The organism is Methylobacterium currus (assembly GCF_003058325.1).
Taxonomy (GTDB): domain Bacteria; phylum Pseudomonadota; class Alphaproteobacteria; order Rhizobiales; family Beijerinckiaceae; genus Methylobacterium; species Methylobacterium currus.
Window position 1 is genome coordinate 841,021 of sequence record NZ_CP028844.1, and the last position, 14,121, is coordinate 855,141.

12 protein-coding genes and 1 pseudogene are annotated in these 14,121 nt (G+C 69.4%); 7 read left to right on the top strand and 6 right to left on the bottom strand.

What is annotated here, in order from left to right; genetic code table 11:
- Positions 1 to 17: 17 nt before the first annotated feature.
- The 3 genes and pseudogenes from DA075_RS34040 to DA075_RS38325 form a co-directional block, all read right to left on the bottom strand.
- Positions 18 to 1,403 (bottom strand): class II fumarate hydratase, encoded by a 1,386-nt coding sequence (locus DA075_RS34040; RefSeq protein WP_338068029.1) that lies wholly within the window; start codon positions 1,401 to 1,403, stop codon positions 18 to 20.
- A 79-nt stretch (positions 1,404 to 1,482) separates the two neighbouring features.
- Positions 1,483 to 2,261, bottom strand: a pseudogene (locus tag DA075_RS38730) (cation:dicarboxylate symporter family transporter).
- 371 nt (positions 2,262 to 2,632) lie between these two features.
- Positions 2,633 to 2,758, bottom strand: a complete 126-nt coding sequence (locus DA075_RS38325; protein WP_276330946.1) for a lyase family protein — start codon at positions 2,756 to 2,758, stop codon at positions 2,633 to 2,635.
- On the opposite strand from DA075_RS38325, the gene DA075_RS37975 reads away from it, so the two are divergent.
- The 5 genes from DA075_RS37975 (at position 2,738) to DA075_RS34070 (ending at position 8,603) form a co-directional block, all read left to right on the top strand.
- Positions 2,738 to 2,974 carry a hypothetical protein gene (locus DA075_RS37975; RefSeq protein WP_244936666.1) on the top strand — a complete coding sequence of 79 codons (237 nt, stop codon included), beginning with the start codon at positions 2,738 to 2,740 and terminating at the stop codon, positions 2,972 to 2,974. The two genes, DA075_RS38325 and DA075_RS37975, sit on opposite strands and share 21 nt — an antisense overlap.
- A 391-nt stretch (positions 2,975 to 3,365) precedes the next feature.
- Positions 3,366 to 4,757, top strand: coding sequence for an MFS transporter (locus tag DA075_RS34055; RefSeq protein WP_099957472.1), 1,392 nt, complete (start codon positions 3,366 to 3,368; stop codon positions 4,755 to 4,757).
- Positions 4,758 to 4,945: 188 nt separating this feature from the next.
- Positions 4,946 to 5,515: a MarR family winged helix-turn-helix transcriptional regulator gene (locus DA075_RS34060; RefSeq protein WP_210207078.1), complete on the top strand. Its 570-nt coding sequence runs from the start codon at positions 4,946 to 4,948 to the stop codon at positions 5,513 to 5,515.
- 3 nt (positions 5,516 to 5,518) lie between these two features.
- On the top strand, positions 5,519 to 7,234 hold the full coding sequence (locus DA075_RS34065; RefSeq protein WP_099957473.1) for a thiamine pyrophosphate-requiring protein: 1,716 nt from the start codon (positions 5,519 to 5,521) through the stop codon (positions 7,232 to 7,234).
- 148 nt (positions 7,235 to 7,382) lie between these two features.
- Positions 7,383 to 8,603 carry a replication initiator protein A gene (locus DA075_RS34070; protein WP_099957474.1) on the top strand — a complete coding sequence of 407 codons (1,221 nt, stop codon included), beginning with the start codon at positions 7,383 to 7,385 and terminating at the stop codon, positions 8,601 to 8,603.
- A gap of 1,339 nt (positions 8,604 to 9,942) precedes the next feature.
- On the opposite strand, the gene DA075_RS34075 is transcribed toward DA075_RS34070, so the two are convergent.
- From DA075_RS34075 to madL, 3 genes are read right to left on the bottom strand one after another with little or no spacing between them, the layout of a single operon-like run.
- A complete protein-coding gene (locus DA075_RS34075) occupies positions 9,943 to 10,611 on the bottom strand; it encodes a GntR family transcriptional regulator (RefSeq protein ID WP_099957475.1) in 669 nt (222 codons plus the stop codon).
- A gap of 53 nt (positions 10,612 to 10,664) precedes the next feature.
- Positions 10,665 to 11,429: a malonate transporter subunit MadM gene (madM, locus tag DA075_RS34080; protein ID WP_099957476.1), complete on the bottom strand. Its 765-nt coding sequence runs from the start codon at positions 11,427 to 11,429 to the stop codon at positions 10,665 to 10,667.
- A gap of 5 nt (positions 11,430 to 11,434) precedes the next feature.
- Positions 11,435 to 11,908 (bottom strand): malonate transporter subunit MadL, encoded by a 474-nt coding sequence (madL, locus tag DA075_RS34085; protein WP_099957477.1) that lies wholly within the window; start codon positions 11,906 to 11,908, stop codon positions 11,435 to 11,437.
- Between the two features lie 248 nt (positions 11,909 to 12,156).
- On the opposite strand from madL, the gene mdcA reads away from it, so the two are divergent.
- A complete protein-coding gene (gene mdcA, locus DA075_RS34090) occupies positions 12,157 to 13,803 on the top strand; it encodes a malonate decarboxylase subunit alpha (protein ID WP_099957478.1) in 1,647 nt (548 codons plus the stop codon).
- An 8-nt stretch (positions 13,804 to 13,811) separates the two neighbouring features.
- A complete protein-coding gene (mdcC, locus tag DA075_RS34095) occupies positions 13,812 to 14,120 on the top strand; it encodes a malonate decarboxylase acyl carrier protein (protein WP_099957479.1) in 309 nt (102 codons plus the stop codon).
- Position 14,121: the final 1 nt, after the last annotated feature.

The following is a 14,121-nucleotide window of genomic DNA, read 5'->3' on the forward strand; positions in this document are numbered from 1 at the left end:
GCGCGGGGTCGGCGCGATCATCGTCCGCGGATCGACGAGGCGGTCGTACTCTTCCCCGTCACGAAATCGAGCGCGACGGCCGCCGCGCGCGGGATCATGGTCTCGGCCATCGCCTTCCGGGTGATCGCGGCGACCCGGTCGTAGCCGAGGCGCGGATTGAGCGCCGTCGCGAGGAGCAGCGCGTTCGACACGTTCGCGGCGAGGCGCTCCCGGTCGACGTCGAGGCCCTGCACCAGCTTCACCGCGAAGACGCGGGACCCGTCCGCCAGGAGGCAGATCGATTGCAGCAGGTGGTGGACGAGCACCGACTTGGCGACGTCCAGCTCGAAAGTGCCGGAGGCGCCGGCGGCCGAGATCGTCGCGTGGTTACCGATCGCCTGGAAGGCGGTCTGCATCAGGGCCTCGGCGATCGTCGGGTTGCGATTGCCCGGCATGATGGAGGAGGACAGGCCGTCATCGGGAACGACGAGATCGCCGAGGCCGCACCGGGGTCCGGAGCCGAGCAGGCGGATGTCGGTGGCGATCTTGGTGAGCGACATCGCCAGCACGTTGAGCGCGCCCGAGACCTCGGCGAGGGCGTCGTGGGCGCCCATTCCCTCGAACTTGCTCGGGTTGGGCCAGAAAGGCAGCCCGGTCAGGTCCGCGACCTGGTCGCAGACGGCCTCGTCGAACCCGGCCGAGGCGTTCAGGCCGGAGCCGACGGCGGTTCCCCCTTGCGCGAGCTGGTACAGGCGCGGGGTCGCAGCCTCGATCCGGTCGATGCCGTGGCCGATCTGCCGCGCGAAGGCGTCGAAGGCCTGCCCGGCCGTCATCGGCACCGCATCCATGAGATGGATGCGGCCGATCTTCACCACGCCGTCGAACTCCACCGCCTCGGCGGCGAAGGTGTCGCGCAGGAGCGTGAGCGCCGGCATGGGCCGGTCGCGCAGCTCGGTCGCCGTGCAGAGATGCATGACGGTCGGAAAGCGGTCGTTCGAGGATTGCGAGCGGTTGACGTGGTCGTTGGGGTGAACCGGCCGGCGCAGGCCCAGGGGCTCCTCCAGGCTCTCGTTGGCGCGGTTGGCGATGACCTCGTTCGCGTTCATGCTGGTCTGGGTGCCGGAGCCGGTCTGCCAGATCGTCAGCGGGAAATGATCGTCGAAGCGGCCCTCCCACAGCTCCCGGGCCGCCGCCTCGATGGCGTCGGCGAGGCAGGGGGCGAGCGTCCCGGGGCGGCGGTTGGCGCGGGACGCCGCGAGCTTCGGCAGGCCGAAGCTCCGCACCAGGCAGGCGGGGAAGCGCTCGTCGCCGATCTCGAAGACGCCGAGCGCCCGCTGGGTCTGCGCGCCCCGGTAGCGGTCGGCGGGGATCTCGACCGGGCCGAAAGCGTCGTGCTCGATCCGGGTTCCGGTTGGGCCGTTCATCTGCAAGGTCCCTCGGTGGGCTCGCGCCGGTCACGATGTCGGAGGCAAGGGGAGGGAGCCCCCCGGCTCCCCGGAGGCGTCACGCCGCGGCAGCACGCTCTCGGAGGAGGCGGTGCCGAGCACGATGGAGATCTCCTCGCGGATGAAATCGAGGAACTGGAACAGGTTGGTCCTGAACAGCGCCGAGATCCCGCCGGAGCACCACCACGATGAACAGGATCACCACGGCGCAGAAGCTCAGGATCAGGTCGATCAGCGCGAGGAGCACGCTGGTGCCGCTCGATCCGACCGCGAAGGCGACCGCCCCGAAGGTGCCGATCGGCGCCACCCACATGATCAGGTGGATAAACTCGAGGAACGCATCCGAGATCCGGTTCAGGCCTGCCTCAAGCGGGGCTTCTCGGGGGGCAGATGCAGCAGGGCGGCACCGAAGATCAGGGCGACGACCGGCACCTGGAGCAGCTCGCCCTTGGCGAAGGCGCCGATGAAGCTGTCGGGGAAGACGTTGAGGATGAAATCGAGGGTGGAATGCGGCGCGGCGGCGCCGCTCGGCGCCTTGCCGTGGGCGAGGCCGGCCCGGGTCGACTCGGCCATGCCCTGGCCGACGCCGAGCAGGTTGCCGGCGGGCAGGCCGACGCCGAGAGCGAACGTCGAGACGATCTCGAAGTCGAGCATCGCGATCAGGCCGACCTTGCCGACCCGCTTGAAGTCTCCGGCCGAGATCACGCCGATGACGACGCACAGGAAGACGAGCGGCGCCACCGCCGTCTTGATCAGGCGCAGGAAGATGTCGCCCAGCACCTTCCGCTGGACGGCGACGCTCGGGAGCAGGAAGCCGAGTGCGGCGCCGAGCACCATCGCGACGATGGTCTGGACGCCGAGGTTGCGCCAGAGCGCCTTCTTCGGCTTCACGGCGGCGGCAGGGGAGGGGGGGTCGCGGGGTCGGCGGGATCGCGTGGGATTCGAGCGTGGCGTCGGACATGGCGGTCTCCTGTCGGGGATGGGACGGCACGCGCTCTCGTGACCGCCGGGCGGGAGCCCGGCAGGGTGGCGCGCTCGGGTGCGGCGAGGATCATGGCGAGGCGGCGCCCGGAGATCGTGTCGGAGATCGTCTGGGACGATCTCCGGTCTCGGCGCGCGGCCATCGCCAGGATTTCGTCTGGATCCGAGCGGCGAACCGGATCCAGGACGTCGGGTGGAGCTTGCGTCGGGGTCCCGCGCCGTCGGCGTCAGGCGCCGCGGGCGGCCCCGGCGAGCACGCGGTCGACCGTCTCGGGGGCCGCACCGAGATAGTTCGCCGGATCGGTCAGGCGCTCGATCGCGGCCCGGTCGGGATGCGCCGTCAGCTCGGGCATCGCGGCCAGGGCGTCGGACAGGCTCTCGCCCCCCCGTCCTGCGCCGGCGCGTTGCAGGCCGAGCCGGGCAGCCACGCCCTCGCCATCCGCCGCCAGTACTTCCTCAGCCCCTACACCATGGCCGAGGTCTCTCTCAGCAGCCATCCGGCCGAGCGCTACGGCCATTCGAGCGCCCTCAAGCGGCACGACGAAGCGCCTTCCGAGAAATCCGAATAAATCGTGCCCTCGTGACCGCGGGCCGCCCGGCGAGACGCGCGCTTCGACCGTATCGTGGATCGCCAGGTCCCGCGCCATCCCGGCGGATGGCGGCCGGCGAAGCATAAGCCCGACCGTGCCCGCCCCGATGCGTCTCCGGCCGGCACTCCCGCGAGTCCAGACAAATCAGTTGGTAGGCAAACCAACTTGACGCGCGTGGCAGGCAGGCGCAGGCTGTTCCCGCGAGCCTGGAGCAAACCCGGCCGCATCCGGGAGAGAACGCCATGGCAGCCTCGACGGGTGAACCGCGCGTTGCCGGACCGCACGCGTCGGTCGTGCGGACGCCAACGGGACGGGAGGGCGAGCGAGCGGGCAGGCACGAGCGCGCGCCCGCCGGAGAGGGGAGGGCGGCATGACCGCCTCCGCCTCCCCCGCGCGGGCCGCGACCGATATCGGCGAGGTGCTCGATACCGGTCGCTGGACGACCCTGCAGAAGATCGTCGTCGTCCTTGCCGCCCTGTCGATCGTCATGGACGGGTTCGACGGTCAGCTGATCGGCTTCGCGATCCCCGTGCTGATCAAGGAATGGGGCATCACCCGCGGCGATTTCGCACCGGCCCTCGCGGCCGGCCTCGTCGGCATGGGGATCGGCAGCGCCTGCGCCGGCCTTTTCGCGGACCGGCTCGGCCGGCGCTGGGCGGTGATCGGCAGCGTGCTGGTCTTCGGGCTCGCCACCTGCGCCATCAGCCTCGCCAACGGCCTGTGGACGATCGGGATCCTGCGGTTCATCGCCGGGCTCGGCATCGGCGGGGCGCTGCCCAGCTCCACCACGGTCACGGCCGAGTTCACCCCGGCCCGGCGCCGGACGCTGGCGATCACCGCGACCATCGTCTGCGTGCCCTTGGGCGGGATGCTCGCCGGCGTCTTCGCCAGCCTCGTGCTGCCGACCCTCGGCTGGCGGGCCCTTTTTCTGCTCGGCGGTATGCTGCCCGTGGCCTACGGCCTCCTGCTGATCGTCGCCCTGCCGGAATCCCCCCGCTTCCTCGCCCGGCGGCCGGGCCGCTGGCCCGAGCTGACGCGGCTCCTCGGGCGCATGTCCCGCCCGGTTCCCGCCGGCGCGGTCTTCACCGATGCCGGCGAGCAGAGGCTCGAGCAGCGCGAGGGCATCCCGGCCCTGTTCGAGGCCGGCCGGGCGCGGGACACGATCGCGCTCTGGTGCGCGTTCTTCCTCAACCTGCTGGCGGTCTACAGCGCCTTCAGCTGGCTGCCGACCATGCTGAACGCCGCCGGGCTCGATGTCGCGGTCGCCGGATCGGGCCTGACCGCCTACAATTTCGGCGGCGTGTTCGGCGCCCTGCTCTGCGCCGTGGCGATCACGCGGTTCGGGTCGCGCTGGCCGCTGCTGCTTTGCTCGGTCGGCGGTGCCGCCACCGCGTTCCTCCTCACCGGCGTCGACATCCGCGCCTCCACCGGAATCCTGATCGCCGGGTTCGGCCTCCAGGGCTTCTTCGCCAACGCCACCCAGTCGACGATGTACGCGGTCTGCGCCTACGTCTACCCGACCACCGTGCGGGCGACCGGCACGGCCTCGGCCCTCGCCTTCGGCCGTCTGGGGGCGATCCTCAGCGCCTTCGCGGGCGCGGCAATCATCACCTCCGGCGGCGCCGGCGGCTACCTGGTGATGCTCGGCCTCGCCATGACCGGGGTCGCATTCTCCCTCGCCCTGGTCGGCCGTCACATCCCGGCGATGGGCCGGCCGGCCTCCGGCCTCGGGGCGGCGCCGGCCGTCGCGGCCGAACGCTGACCGGCAAGACCCGCGGCACGGGCGGTCGGCATGAGACACGGTCAGCGAGACGGAGCAGGGGAGGGGGCCGTCCGCATCCGGCGGCGAAGCGCAGGCCCGTTTGGCGGCCTGGGAACCAGCCGCTATGGCCGCTCCGGCGGTCGGGCGGCCATCCCCGCGTTCGCCGACCAGCGCTGGAACACCATGTCATGCGGAAGCGCGCCACGACCCGGCCCGGCAGGGCGATGACGGCCTCGCCCACCATCGAAGCCACCCACGGCGAAGAACCCCAGGGCGCCGCACCGGCTCCGGTTCAGCTCGGACGCCTGGGCGAGACGATCGCCTACAACCTCCGCCTCGCGCAGAACGCATCGTTCCAGGCATTCAGTGCCCTGACCGGGGATCTGGGCTTGCGGCCCGGCTGGTATGCCCTGCTGCAGCTCATCGGCGACAATCCCGGCGTCAGCCAGACCGGCTTGAGTCTCGCGACCAGCCGCGACAAGAGCACTCTGACCCCGCTGCTCGGCGAACTCGAACGCCGCCGGCTGATCCGGCGCGAGCCGGACCCCCTCGACCGGCGGGGACGCCGGATCAGCCTGACGGAGGAGGGGCGGGCGAAGCTGGCCCTGCTCGCGGACTGCGCGGCGCGCCACGACGCCCGGCTCAACGCCATGTTCGCGCCGGAGCAGCAGCGGCAGCTCGTCTCGCTGCTGAAGACCCTGACCGAATCCCTGACCACGGACACGCCGTCGCCCGACCCCGGCGCCGACGAGGAGTGAACCATGTACACGACGAGCAGCGCCTTCCTCGATGCCCTGATCGAGGCCCATGTCTCGTTCATCTTCGCCAATGTCGGCAGCGATCATCCGGCCTTGATCGAAGCGATCGCCGAGGCACGGGCCGCGGGCCGGGCGATCCCCGAGATCGTCACCTGTCCCAACGAGATGGTCGGCATGAGCGCCGCCCACGGCTACTGGCAGGCGAGCGGCGTGCCCCAGGCGGTCGTCGTGCATGTCGAGTGCGGCACCCAGGCGCTCGCGGGCGCGGTGCACAATGCCGCCAAGGGCCGCGCGCCGATGATCGTCTTCGCGGGCGCCTCCCCGTTCACCCAGGAGGGCGAGCTGAAGGGAAGCCGCAACGAGTTCATCCAGTGGATCCAGGACGTGCACGACCAGCGCGGGCTGGTGCGCGGCTACATGCGCTACGACAATGAGATTCGCACCGGCAAGAACGTCAAGGACCTGGTCCATCGGGCACTGCAATTCGCCAATTCCGATCCGAAGGGGCCCGTCTACCTGATGGGCGCGCGCGAGGTGATGGAGGAGGAGGTCGCGCCGACCGGAAACGACGCGGCCGCCTGGCGCCCGGTCGAGCCGGCCGCCCTCAGCGGGCGAGGCGTGCAGGCCATCGCGACGGCGCTCGCGGGCGCGCGCCGGCCGCTCCTCGTCACGTCCTTCGTCGGCCGCAATCCGCGGGCGGTGGCGCCGCTCACCGCCCTGTGCCGGCGGCTCGGCATGGGCGTGCTCGAATCGGTGCCGAATGCGATGAATTTTCCGCATACCGACCCGCTCTACCAGGGCAACCAGTGGAACCACCCGAGCCAGAATCCGGTGCTCGCGGCGGCGGACGTGATCCTGGTCGTCGACAGCGACGTTCCGTGGATCCCGACCGTCTCGAAGCCCGCCGACGGCGCCCGCATCTTCCACATCGACGTCGATCCGCTCAAGCAGCAGATGCCGCTCTGGCACATCGCCGCCGAGGGGGTGTTCGGCGCCGATGCCGAGACCGCCCTTCACCAGCTCGACGCGTGGTTCGACGCCAATCCGCCGGATGCGGCCGTGGTCGACGAGCGCACCCGTCACTACGCCGAGCGGCACGCGGCACGCGACCGGGAGCTTCGCGCCCTGGAACAGTCATCGGCCTCGGGGGCCGTGACCTCGGAATACCTGATCGCCCGCCTGCGGGACCTGGCGGGTGACGACGCGCTGTTCGTCAACGAGGGCATCTCGCACTACCACACCGTCTTCAACCACCTGTCCCTCGACCGGCCCGGGTCGATCTTCACCAGCGGCGGCGGGTCGCTCGGCTGGAACGGCGGCGCCGCGATCGGAATCAAGCTGGCGCGGCCGGACAAGACGGTCGTGGCGCTCACCGGCGACGGCTCCTACCTGTTCACCGTGCCGTCCTCGGTGCACTGGATGGCGCGGCGCTACGAAACACCCTTCGTCCAGATCATCTTCAACAACCGCGGCTGGAAATCGCCGAAGCTCTCGACCCTCGCCGTGCATCCCGACGGCTACGCCGCGCGGGCGAACCACCTCGATACCTCCTTCGAGCCGGCACCCGACTACGTCGGCATCGCGGCGGCCGCGGGCGGCGCCTGGGGCCGTCCGATCAAGGAGGCGGCGGAGGTGGACGAGGCCCTGGCCGAGGCGCTGCGGGTGGTCCGCGAGGAGAGGCGCTGCGCCGTCCTCGACGTGTGGCTGCCCCATCACTGAGTGCACCTCACGAAACTCCCGCTGCGCTGGCGCCGCCACCGCGAGCGATGACGGTGACCGGGAGTTTCGCGAGAGACACTGAGGCCCGACCGGGGGCAGGCACAACGATTCACCGACGCCGTGTTAGGGTGGCGCTCGAGGAATTGGTGTGCCGATGGCGAAGCTGCATCTCAAGACGCGCGAGGAGTTCGCGAAGCTCTCGCTCCACGAGAAGAACGAATACCTGCAAGGCGTCGCCCAGCAGGTCGCGCATCTGCGCGGCGACGCGTTCACCCCCCTGTCGAAGGACGGCCTCAGCCGCATCCGGCGCTTCTACAGCCGGCGCTCGTTCGCGGATCTCAAGCTGGCGGAATTCGAGGAGGGGGAGCCGCTCCGGAAGTCCCTCACGATCCTGGCCGACGCCATCCGCTCCGAGGAGGTCGCCAAGATCATCGAGCACGAGGTGCCGCGCCCGCCGCGCTCGCTCGTGCGCCCGCCGCCGATCGACGACGCCCAGCTGGCCTTCTTCGTGCCGACCGTTCATGACGCGCCGATCAAGGACGACATGAACCTGATGGACATCGCGCCCTTCGCCCTGTCGAAGACGACGGGGGAGGGGGTCATCCGCTACGAGCTGAAGGATTCCGTCATCACCGTCGAGGGGGGCGCCGAGGTAGGGCTCGCCACGGCCTACGACTACGACATCGTCATCAACATGATCTCGCACCTGGCGGAGCAGACGCGCCAGTACCGGATCGACGATTCGAAGGGGTTGCGGCCATCCCTGCCGCCCCGGACCTACCGCCCCGCCGCGTCGGAGATCCTGAAGTTCTGCCGGCGCGAGCTCGGCGGCAAGCAGTACGAGGACCTCGAGCGCGCCCTCGACCGCCTGCAGGCGACACGGATCAAGATCACCAACCTGTCGAGCGACAAGGCGAAGACGCGCCGCCGCGAGACCGAGGCCTTCCCGCTGATCGGCCGCTACAAGGTCGTGTCCCGCACCAGCGCCGACCGCATCGACCAGGTCGAGATCGACATCCCGGACTGGGTCTACGAGGGCGTCGTCAAGCCGGACGGCAAGCCGTCGATCCTGACGCTGAATCCGGACTACTTCCTGATCACCCGGCCGATCGCGAAGTTCCTGTACCGGCTGGCGCGCAAGGCCGCCGGCCAGACCGAAGCCCGCTACGGCATGACCGAGTTGCACAAGCGCAGCGGCTCGAAGCTGCCCAAGCACAAGTTCCGCCAGGCGATCAAGGAGATCGTCGACGCGGCGGTGCCCCTGCCCGATTACGACCTCAGCATCATCGAGGGCGAGCGCGAGCCGGTGCTGCGGATGGTGAACCGGTCGAATGACAGATCCGCCGTACATGAGTCCGCCGATCCGTGACAAAACCGGGAGAGGGCGGGGCGAGGGGACGATAACGGCAAGCAGCCTGCCAAAAACCCGTACTTCGGTCCGCCCGTCTCTGCCAAAAAGCGAATCGGTCTCCCCCTCGGTTCTGGCAGGCGCCGTACATCGGTCCGCCTCCGCATGACAAAAACGGGCCCTGTGGATCAGTGTGGATAAGACGGATTGCGGCGTACTTCGCTCCGGGGTTTACCGTACATCAATCTGTCAGCGGCGTAGAACGATCCGGCAGCGCCGTACTTGGGACTCCAGGCACCGGAAATTCACCTTCACGGTCAATGGCTTAAGGTGTCTTCGGCAGCCTAAAACCTAGAATCAAAACTAGAGAAACAGAATCTGAAAACGCCTTCGGCTGACAGAATTTCAGAATTTCCAGACAACAAAGGGCCCAGCGTATTTCGGTCCGTCTTGCATTTGACTCGCGTCGGAGCGGCAACCGTGCCAGACAAGGTGGGCTGATCGAGTCGGTGAGTCGTGTTCGTCGGGGTTTGTTCGACCTGGACGGCACTGAAGACCAACGCGCATCCATGACGGTCGCATCATTGATGATCCGGCAAGGCAGACGGCGAGGATCAGCGTCCGCATGAGGGGGCGAGGCGTTCCGATTTTCGAATCGGAGGCTGTTCGAGCGGGTGCATCAACCAGTCTGACACACGAGCCGACATCTCTCCACGTCATCCCTGAACTCTCCGACGGCGAGAATACGGGATCCATAACCGCTGGCGATGTCGGATGAAGCGACCCGCGTTCAAACTTCTTCTGAAGCGTCAGCGGTTACGATCCCGGGTTCCGCTGCGCGGCCCCGGTATGACGTCTCGAACTTGGGAGCGACCAGCCGACTGATACCATCGCGCTTTCGCATCGACACGTCGAAGCGAAAGCGTCCGGCGCATCAGCGCCGGCGCCCATTCGGGCTGAGCCAGCGCCTTCGAACGAGTCCGTTCGAAGGCGCGGCGGTATTAGTTGCGGTCTCAATGGGCGTAACGAATTGTGCATCGAGGTTGGTTCGCCGGTCGCGCGACCTGACCTGCGACAAGGCCGTCGATGACCGCAGGGGCCCTTCGATTGGCGATCCGGCGCGCGATTCTGCCCGGTGGACAACCGCCTTTTCCTGCACGGAGATTCTGAACCCCGCGCCGGAATCCAAAGTTCTTCTGTCGGCGCAGTCCCCGCGCCGGATGGGGAGGGTTGCGAGCAGGTGCGTCCGGCCAGCGGAGAGAATCGAGACGAGCGGCGGATTCGGCGCGTGGTGATCGGAGCTGCGCGCGAACGACCGGGATTCTGCGAGGATCGTCGGGCGGCGCGCCGGCCGCGAGACTCACTCGCTCGCGTGATCCGCCACGTAGCGGCCCAGCGCGCTCGCGGCGTTGAGCATGTGGGCGCGCATCCGCCGCGCCGCGGCCTCGCCGTCGCCCTCCGTGATCGCCCGCAGGATCTCGCCGTGCTCAGCGCGCGAGCGCCGGATGCGCTCGCCGTGACGCAGTTGCGTGCGGCGGAAGGCCGAGAGGCGCCCGCGGATCGCCAGCGCCTGCTCGGCCATGAAGCCATTATGCGTCCCGTGATAGAGCGCCTCGTGGAAGGCGCGATTCTGAGCGTCGTAGGCGTCGTAATCCTGCGCCGCCACCGCCGCGGCCGATTGCTCGTGCAGGTCCATCAGGGCGCTCAGCTCGAGCGGCGTCATCCGGTAGGTGGCGAGCCGCACGCACAGGGCCTCGAACTCGGCGGTGGTCTCGAACATCTCCATGATCCGCTCAGGCGTCATGCGTGTGACCACCACGCCGCGCCGCGGCCGCATCTCGACGAGGCCGCTGGAGGCGAGCTGGCGCAGGGCCTCGCGCACCGGCGTGCGCGAGGCCCCGAAGCGATCGGCGAGGTCCTGCTCGTCGAGGGCGATGCCTGCCGGCAGCGCGCCCGAGGCGATCTCGTCGGTGAGCGCGTTGCGGATCTGGTCGGAGAGGAGGCCTCGCCCTTCGACAATGTCGTCCATGCCGTCCTCCCCTCGCCGCCGGGCGCGTCCCGGGATCCGGGCGCCCGCGGTGTTCATCCCACCATCGCCCGCACGATCAGGAAGAACAGCGACGGACCGACGAGGCAGCCGATGCCGGTGTGGAACGTCGCCGTCAACGCCCCGTAGGGCACGAGCTTCGGATCGGTGGCGGCGAGTCCCCCGGCGACGCCGCTCACCGTCCCCATCAGGCCGCCATAGGCCATCGCCGAGCGCGGGTTGTCGAGGCCGATCAGCCGGGCGACCAGCGGCGTGCCGACCATCACCATCACGGCCTTGGTGACGCCGGTGGCGATGGACAGCGCCATCACGGTCGAATCGGCGCCGAGTGCCGCGCCGGTCACCGGCCCGACGATGTAGGTGATGGCGCCCGCCCCGATCGTCGTGATCGAGACCGCGTCGTGGTAGCCGAAGGCGAAAGCCGTCAGCGTGCCGACGATGAAGGGCAGGATCGTGCCGAGCGCCAGCGCGATCACCCCGAGGAGGCCGGCGCGGCGCGCCTCGATCACGTCGACCTCGAAGGCGGTGGCGACGATGGCGAAGTCGCGCAGCATCGCGCCGCCCATCAGGCCGATTCCGGCGAGCGCCGGGATGTCGGCAAGGCCCCGCTTCCCACCCGTCACGAGGCCGCCGACAGAGGCCAGCGCCAGGCCGAGCACGATGGCGATGGCCGAGCCATGGATGCGCCCTCTGGTCAGGCGCTTGCCGGCGAGGTTGGACACCAGCATCAGTCCGCCGACCACCGCGAAGGCCGCGACCAGGCTTTGCTCGACGAAGACGTGTTCCAGCATGTGCAGCATGGCGGTCACCTCCGGGCCGACCTGTGAAGGGGCGTTGGGGAGAGGGGAGCCTTGGAAAGGGGCGCGTCGTCGGTGTCCCCGGCGATCACCGCGCCGCCATGCTCGACCTCGGCGCTGGTCGTCGACCGGCCGCCGAGACGGCCGAGGAGCGCGGTCGCGGCGAAGCACAGGAGCACCGTGCTGACGGCCGCGATGATCACGATCGGGCCGCCGCTCACCGCCGCGACGACGTTCTGCTGCGCCGCCATCGCCACCACGATCGGGATGTACATGGTCGCCCAGAACTCGACCCCGAGCTTGGTCGCGTGGCTGAGCCGGCCGTGGCGGATCAGCCAGATCCGGGCGGCGATCAGCAGCATCATGGCGATGCCGACGCCGCCGACATTCGCCTTCACCTGAAGCAGCACCCCGAGCAGGTCGCCCAGGAACACCCCGATCAGGGTGCAGAGCGCGAGGAGCGCGACGCCGAGGATCGTCATCGATCGTCCTCCCGGCGAGTTCCCCCCGGCACGGATCGGCGGCCCGGACCGGGCCGTGTGCATGCACCCGCCATGGGGCGTCTCCTTCCCTTATGCGGTGTCTCGCTTTGGCTCCCTATTTGTATGCAAGTTATTGACGAAGGCGCAATATCGAATACACAATGGCTAAATCGGCGGCGTAAGGGATGCAAGCGAAGCCGCAGTTAGTTCTCTTGCATACGCCGGCGTCACAGCAGGGAGTGGAGCGGATGAGCGGCTGGCGTCAGGAACGGGCGGCCCGCGACGCGCGGATCGAGGCGGGCCGCGCCCACGCCTCCGGCAAGGTCGTGGCGGCCGCGCAGGTCGTCGACCTGCTGGAGGCGGTCCTCCGCCCGGGCGACCGGGTCTGCCTGGAGGGCGACAACCAGAAGCAGGCGGATTGCCTCGCGAGGGGTTTGAGCCAGTGCGAACCCGCCCGCGTGCACGACCTGCACATGGTCCAGTCCGGCATCGTGCTGCCGGAGCACCTCGACATCTTCGAGCACGGGATCGCCAGGCGCCTCGACTATTCCTATTCGGGGCCGCAGGGCGGGCGCATCGCCCGCATGCTCTATGGCGGGCAGATCGAGCTCGGGGCGGTGCACACCTACCTGGAGCTGTTCGCCCGCTACTTCGTCGACCTGACGCCGAACGTGGCGCTGATCGCCGGCGTCTCGGCCGACCGCGACGGCAACCTCTATACCGGGCCGAACACCGAGGACACGCCGACCGTCGTCGAGGCCACCGCCTTCAAGAACGGCGTCGTGGTGGCGCAGGTCAACGAGATCGTCGACCGCGTGCCCCGGGTCGACATCCCGGGCGACCGGATCGACTTCGTGGTCGAGGCGGACAAGCCGTTCTACGTCGAGCCGCTGTTCACCCGCGATCCGGCGGCGATGACCGAGACGCAGATCCTGATGGCCATGATGGCGATCAAGGGGATCTACGCCGCGTACGGCATCCGCCGGCTCAACCACGGCATCGGCTTCGGCACCGCGGCGATCGAATTGCTGCTGCCGACCTATGCCGAGCGGCTCGGCCTGAAGGGCAAGATCGCGACCCACTGGGCGCTCAACCCGCACCCGACCCTGATCCCGGCGATCGAATCGGGCTTCGTGAAACAGGTCCACTGCTTCGGCTCAGAGGTCGGCATGGACCGCTACATCCGCGAGCGGCCGGACATCTTCTTCACCGGGGCCGACGGGTCGCTCCGCTCGAACCGGGCCTTCTGCCAGACCGCCGGGCTCTATGCCTGCGACCTGTTCATCGGCTCGACCCTGCAGATCGACCTGATGGGGCATTCCTCGACGGTGACGCAGTCGCGGGTGGCGGGCTTCGGCGGCGCGCCCAACATGGGCTCGGACCCGCATGGGCGGCGACACCCCTCCGACACCTGGATGAAGGCCGGCCGCGAGATGGAGATCACCGGCGATCCGGCCCTGATGCGCGGGCGCAAGCTCGTGGTGCAGATCGTCGAGACCTTCGGCGACAAGCTCGTGCCGGCCTTCGTGGAGCGGCTCGACGCCCTCGAGCTGGCGAAGAAACTCGGGCTCGAGCTTGCCCCGGTGATGGTCTACGCCGACGACGTCACCCACATCGTCACCGAGGAGGGCATCGCCAACCTCCTCCTCTGCCGCACTGCCGACGAGCGCGAGCAGGCGATCCGCGGGGTGGCGGGCTACACCGAAATCGGCCGCAAGCGCGACCGCGCCATGGTCGAGCGTTTGCGCGAGCGCGGCATCGTGCGCCGCCCGGAGGATCTCGGCATCGAGCCCCTCGATGCCGACCGCTCCCTGCTGGCGGCGAAGTCGATCAAGGATCTCGTGCACTGGTCGGGCGGCCTCTACGAGCCGCCGGCCAAATTCCGCAACTGGTGAGGCCCGGAATGGAAAAGCTGAGCTTTCGACACACCACGCGTCGCGCGCTGCCGGGCGCCAGGGCGCAGGCGATCACGGGCGTGGTCGCCTCCGGCGACCTCGAAGTGCTGCTGGAGCGGGTGCTGCCGGCGACCGAGTGCATGGTCGAGATCGAGACCGCGATCCGCGGCTACGCCGAGGTCTGGGACGCGGTCATCGCCGATTTCGTCGCCCGCGCCGAGCCGGGCGGCCTGCGCATCACCGTCAACGACGGCGGCGCCCGCCCCGACACCGTGTCCTTGCGCCTGCTCCAGGGCGCCCGGCTGATGGAGGCCTGAC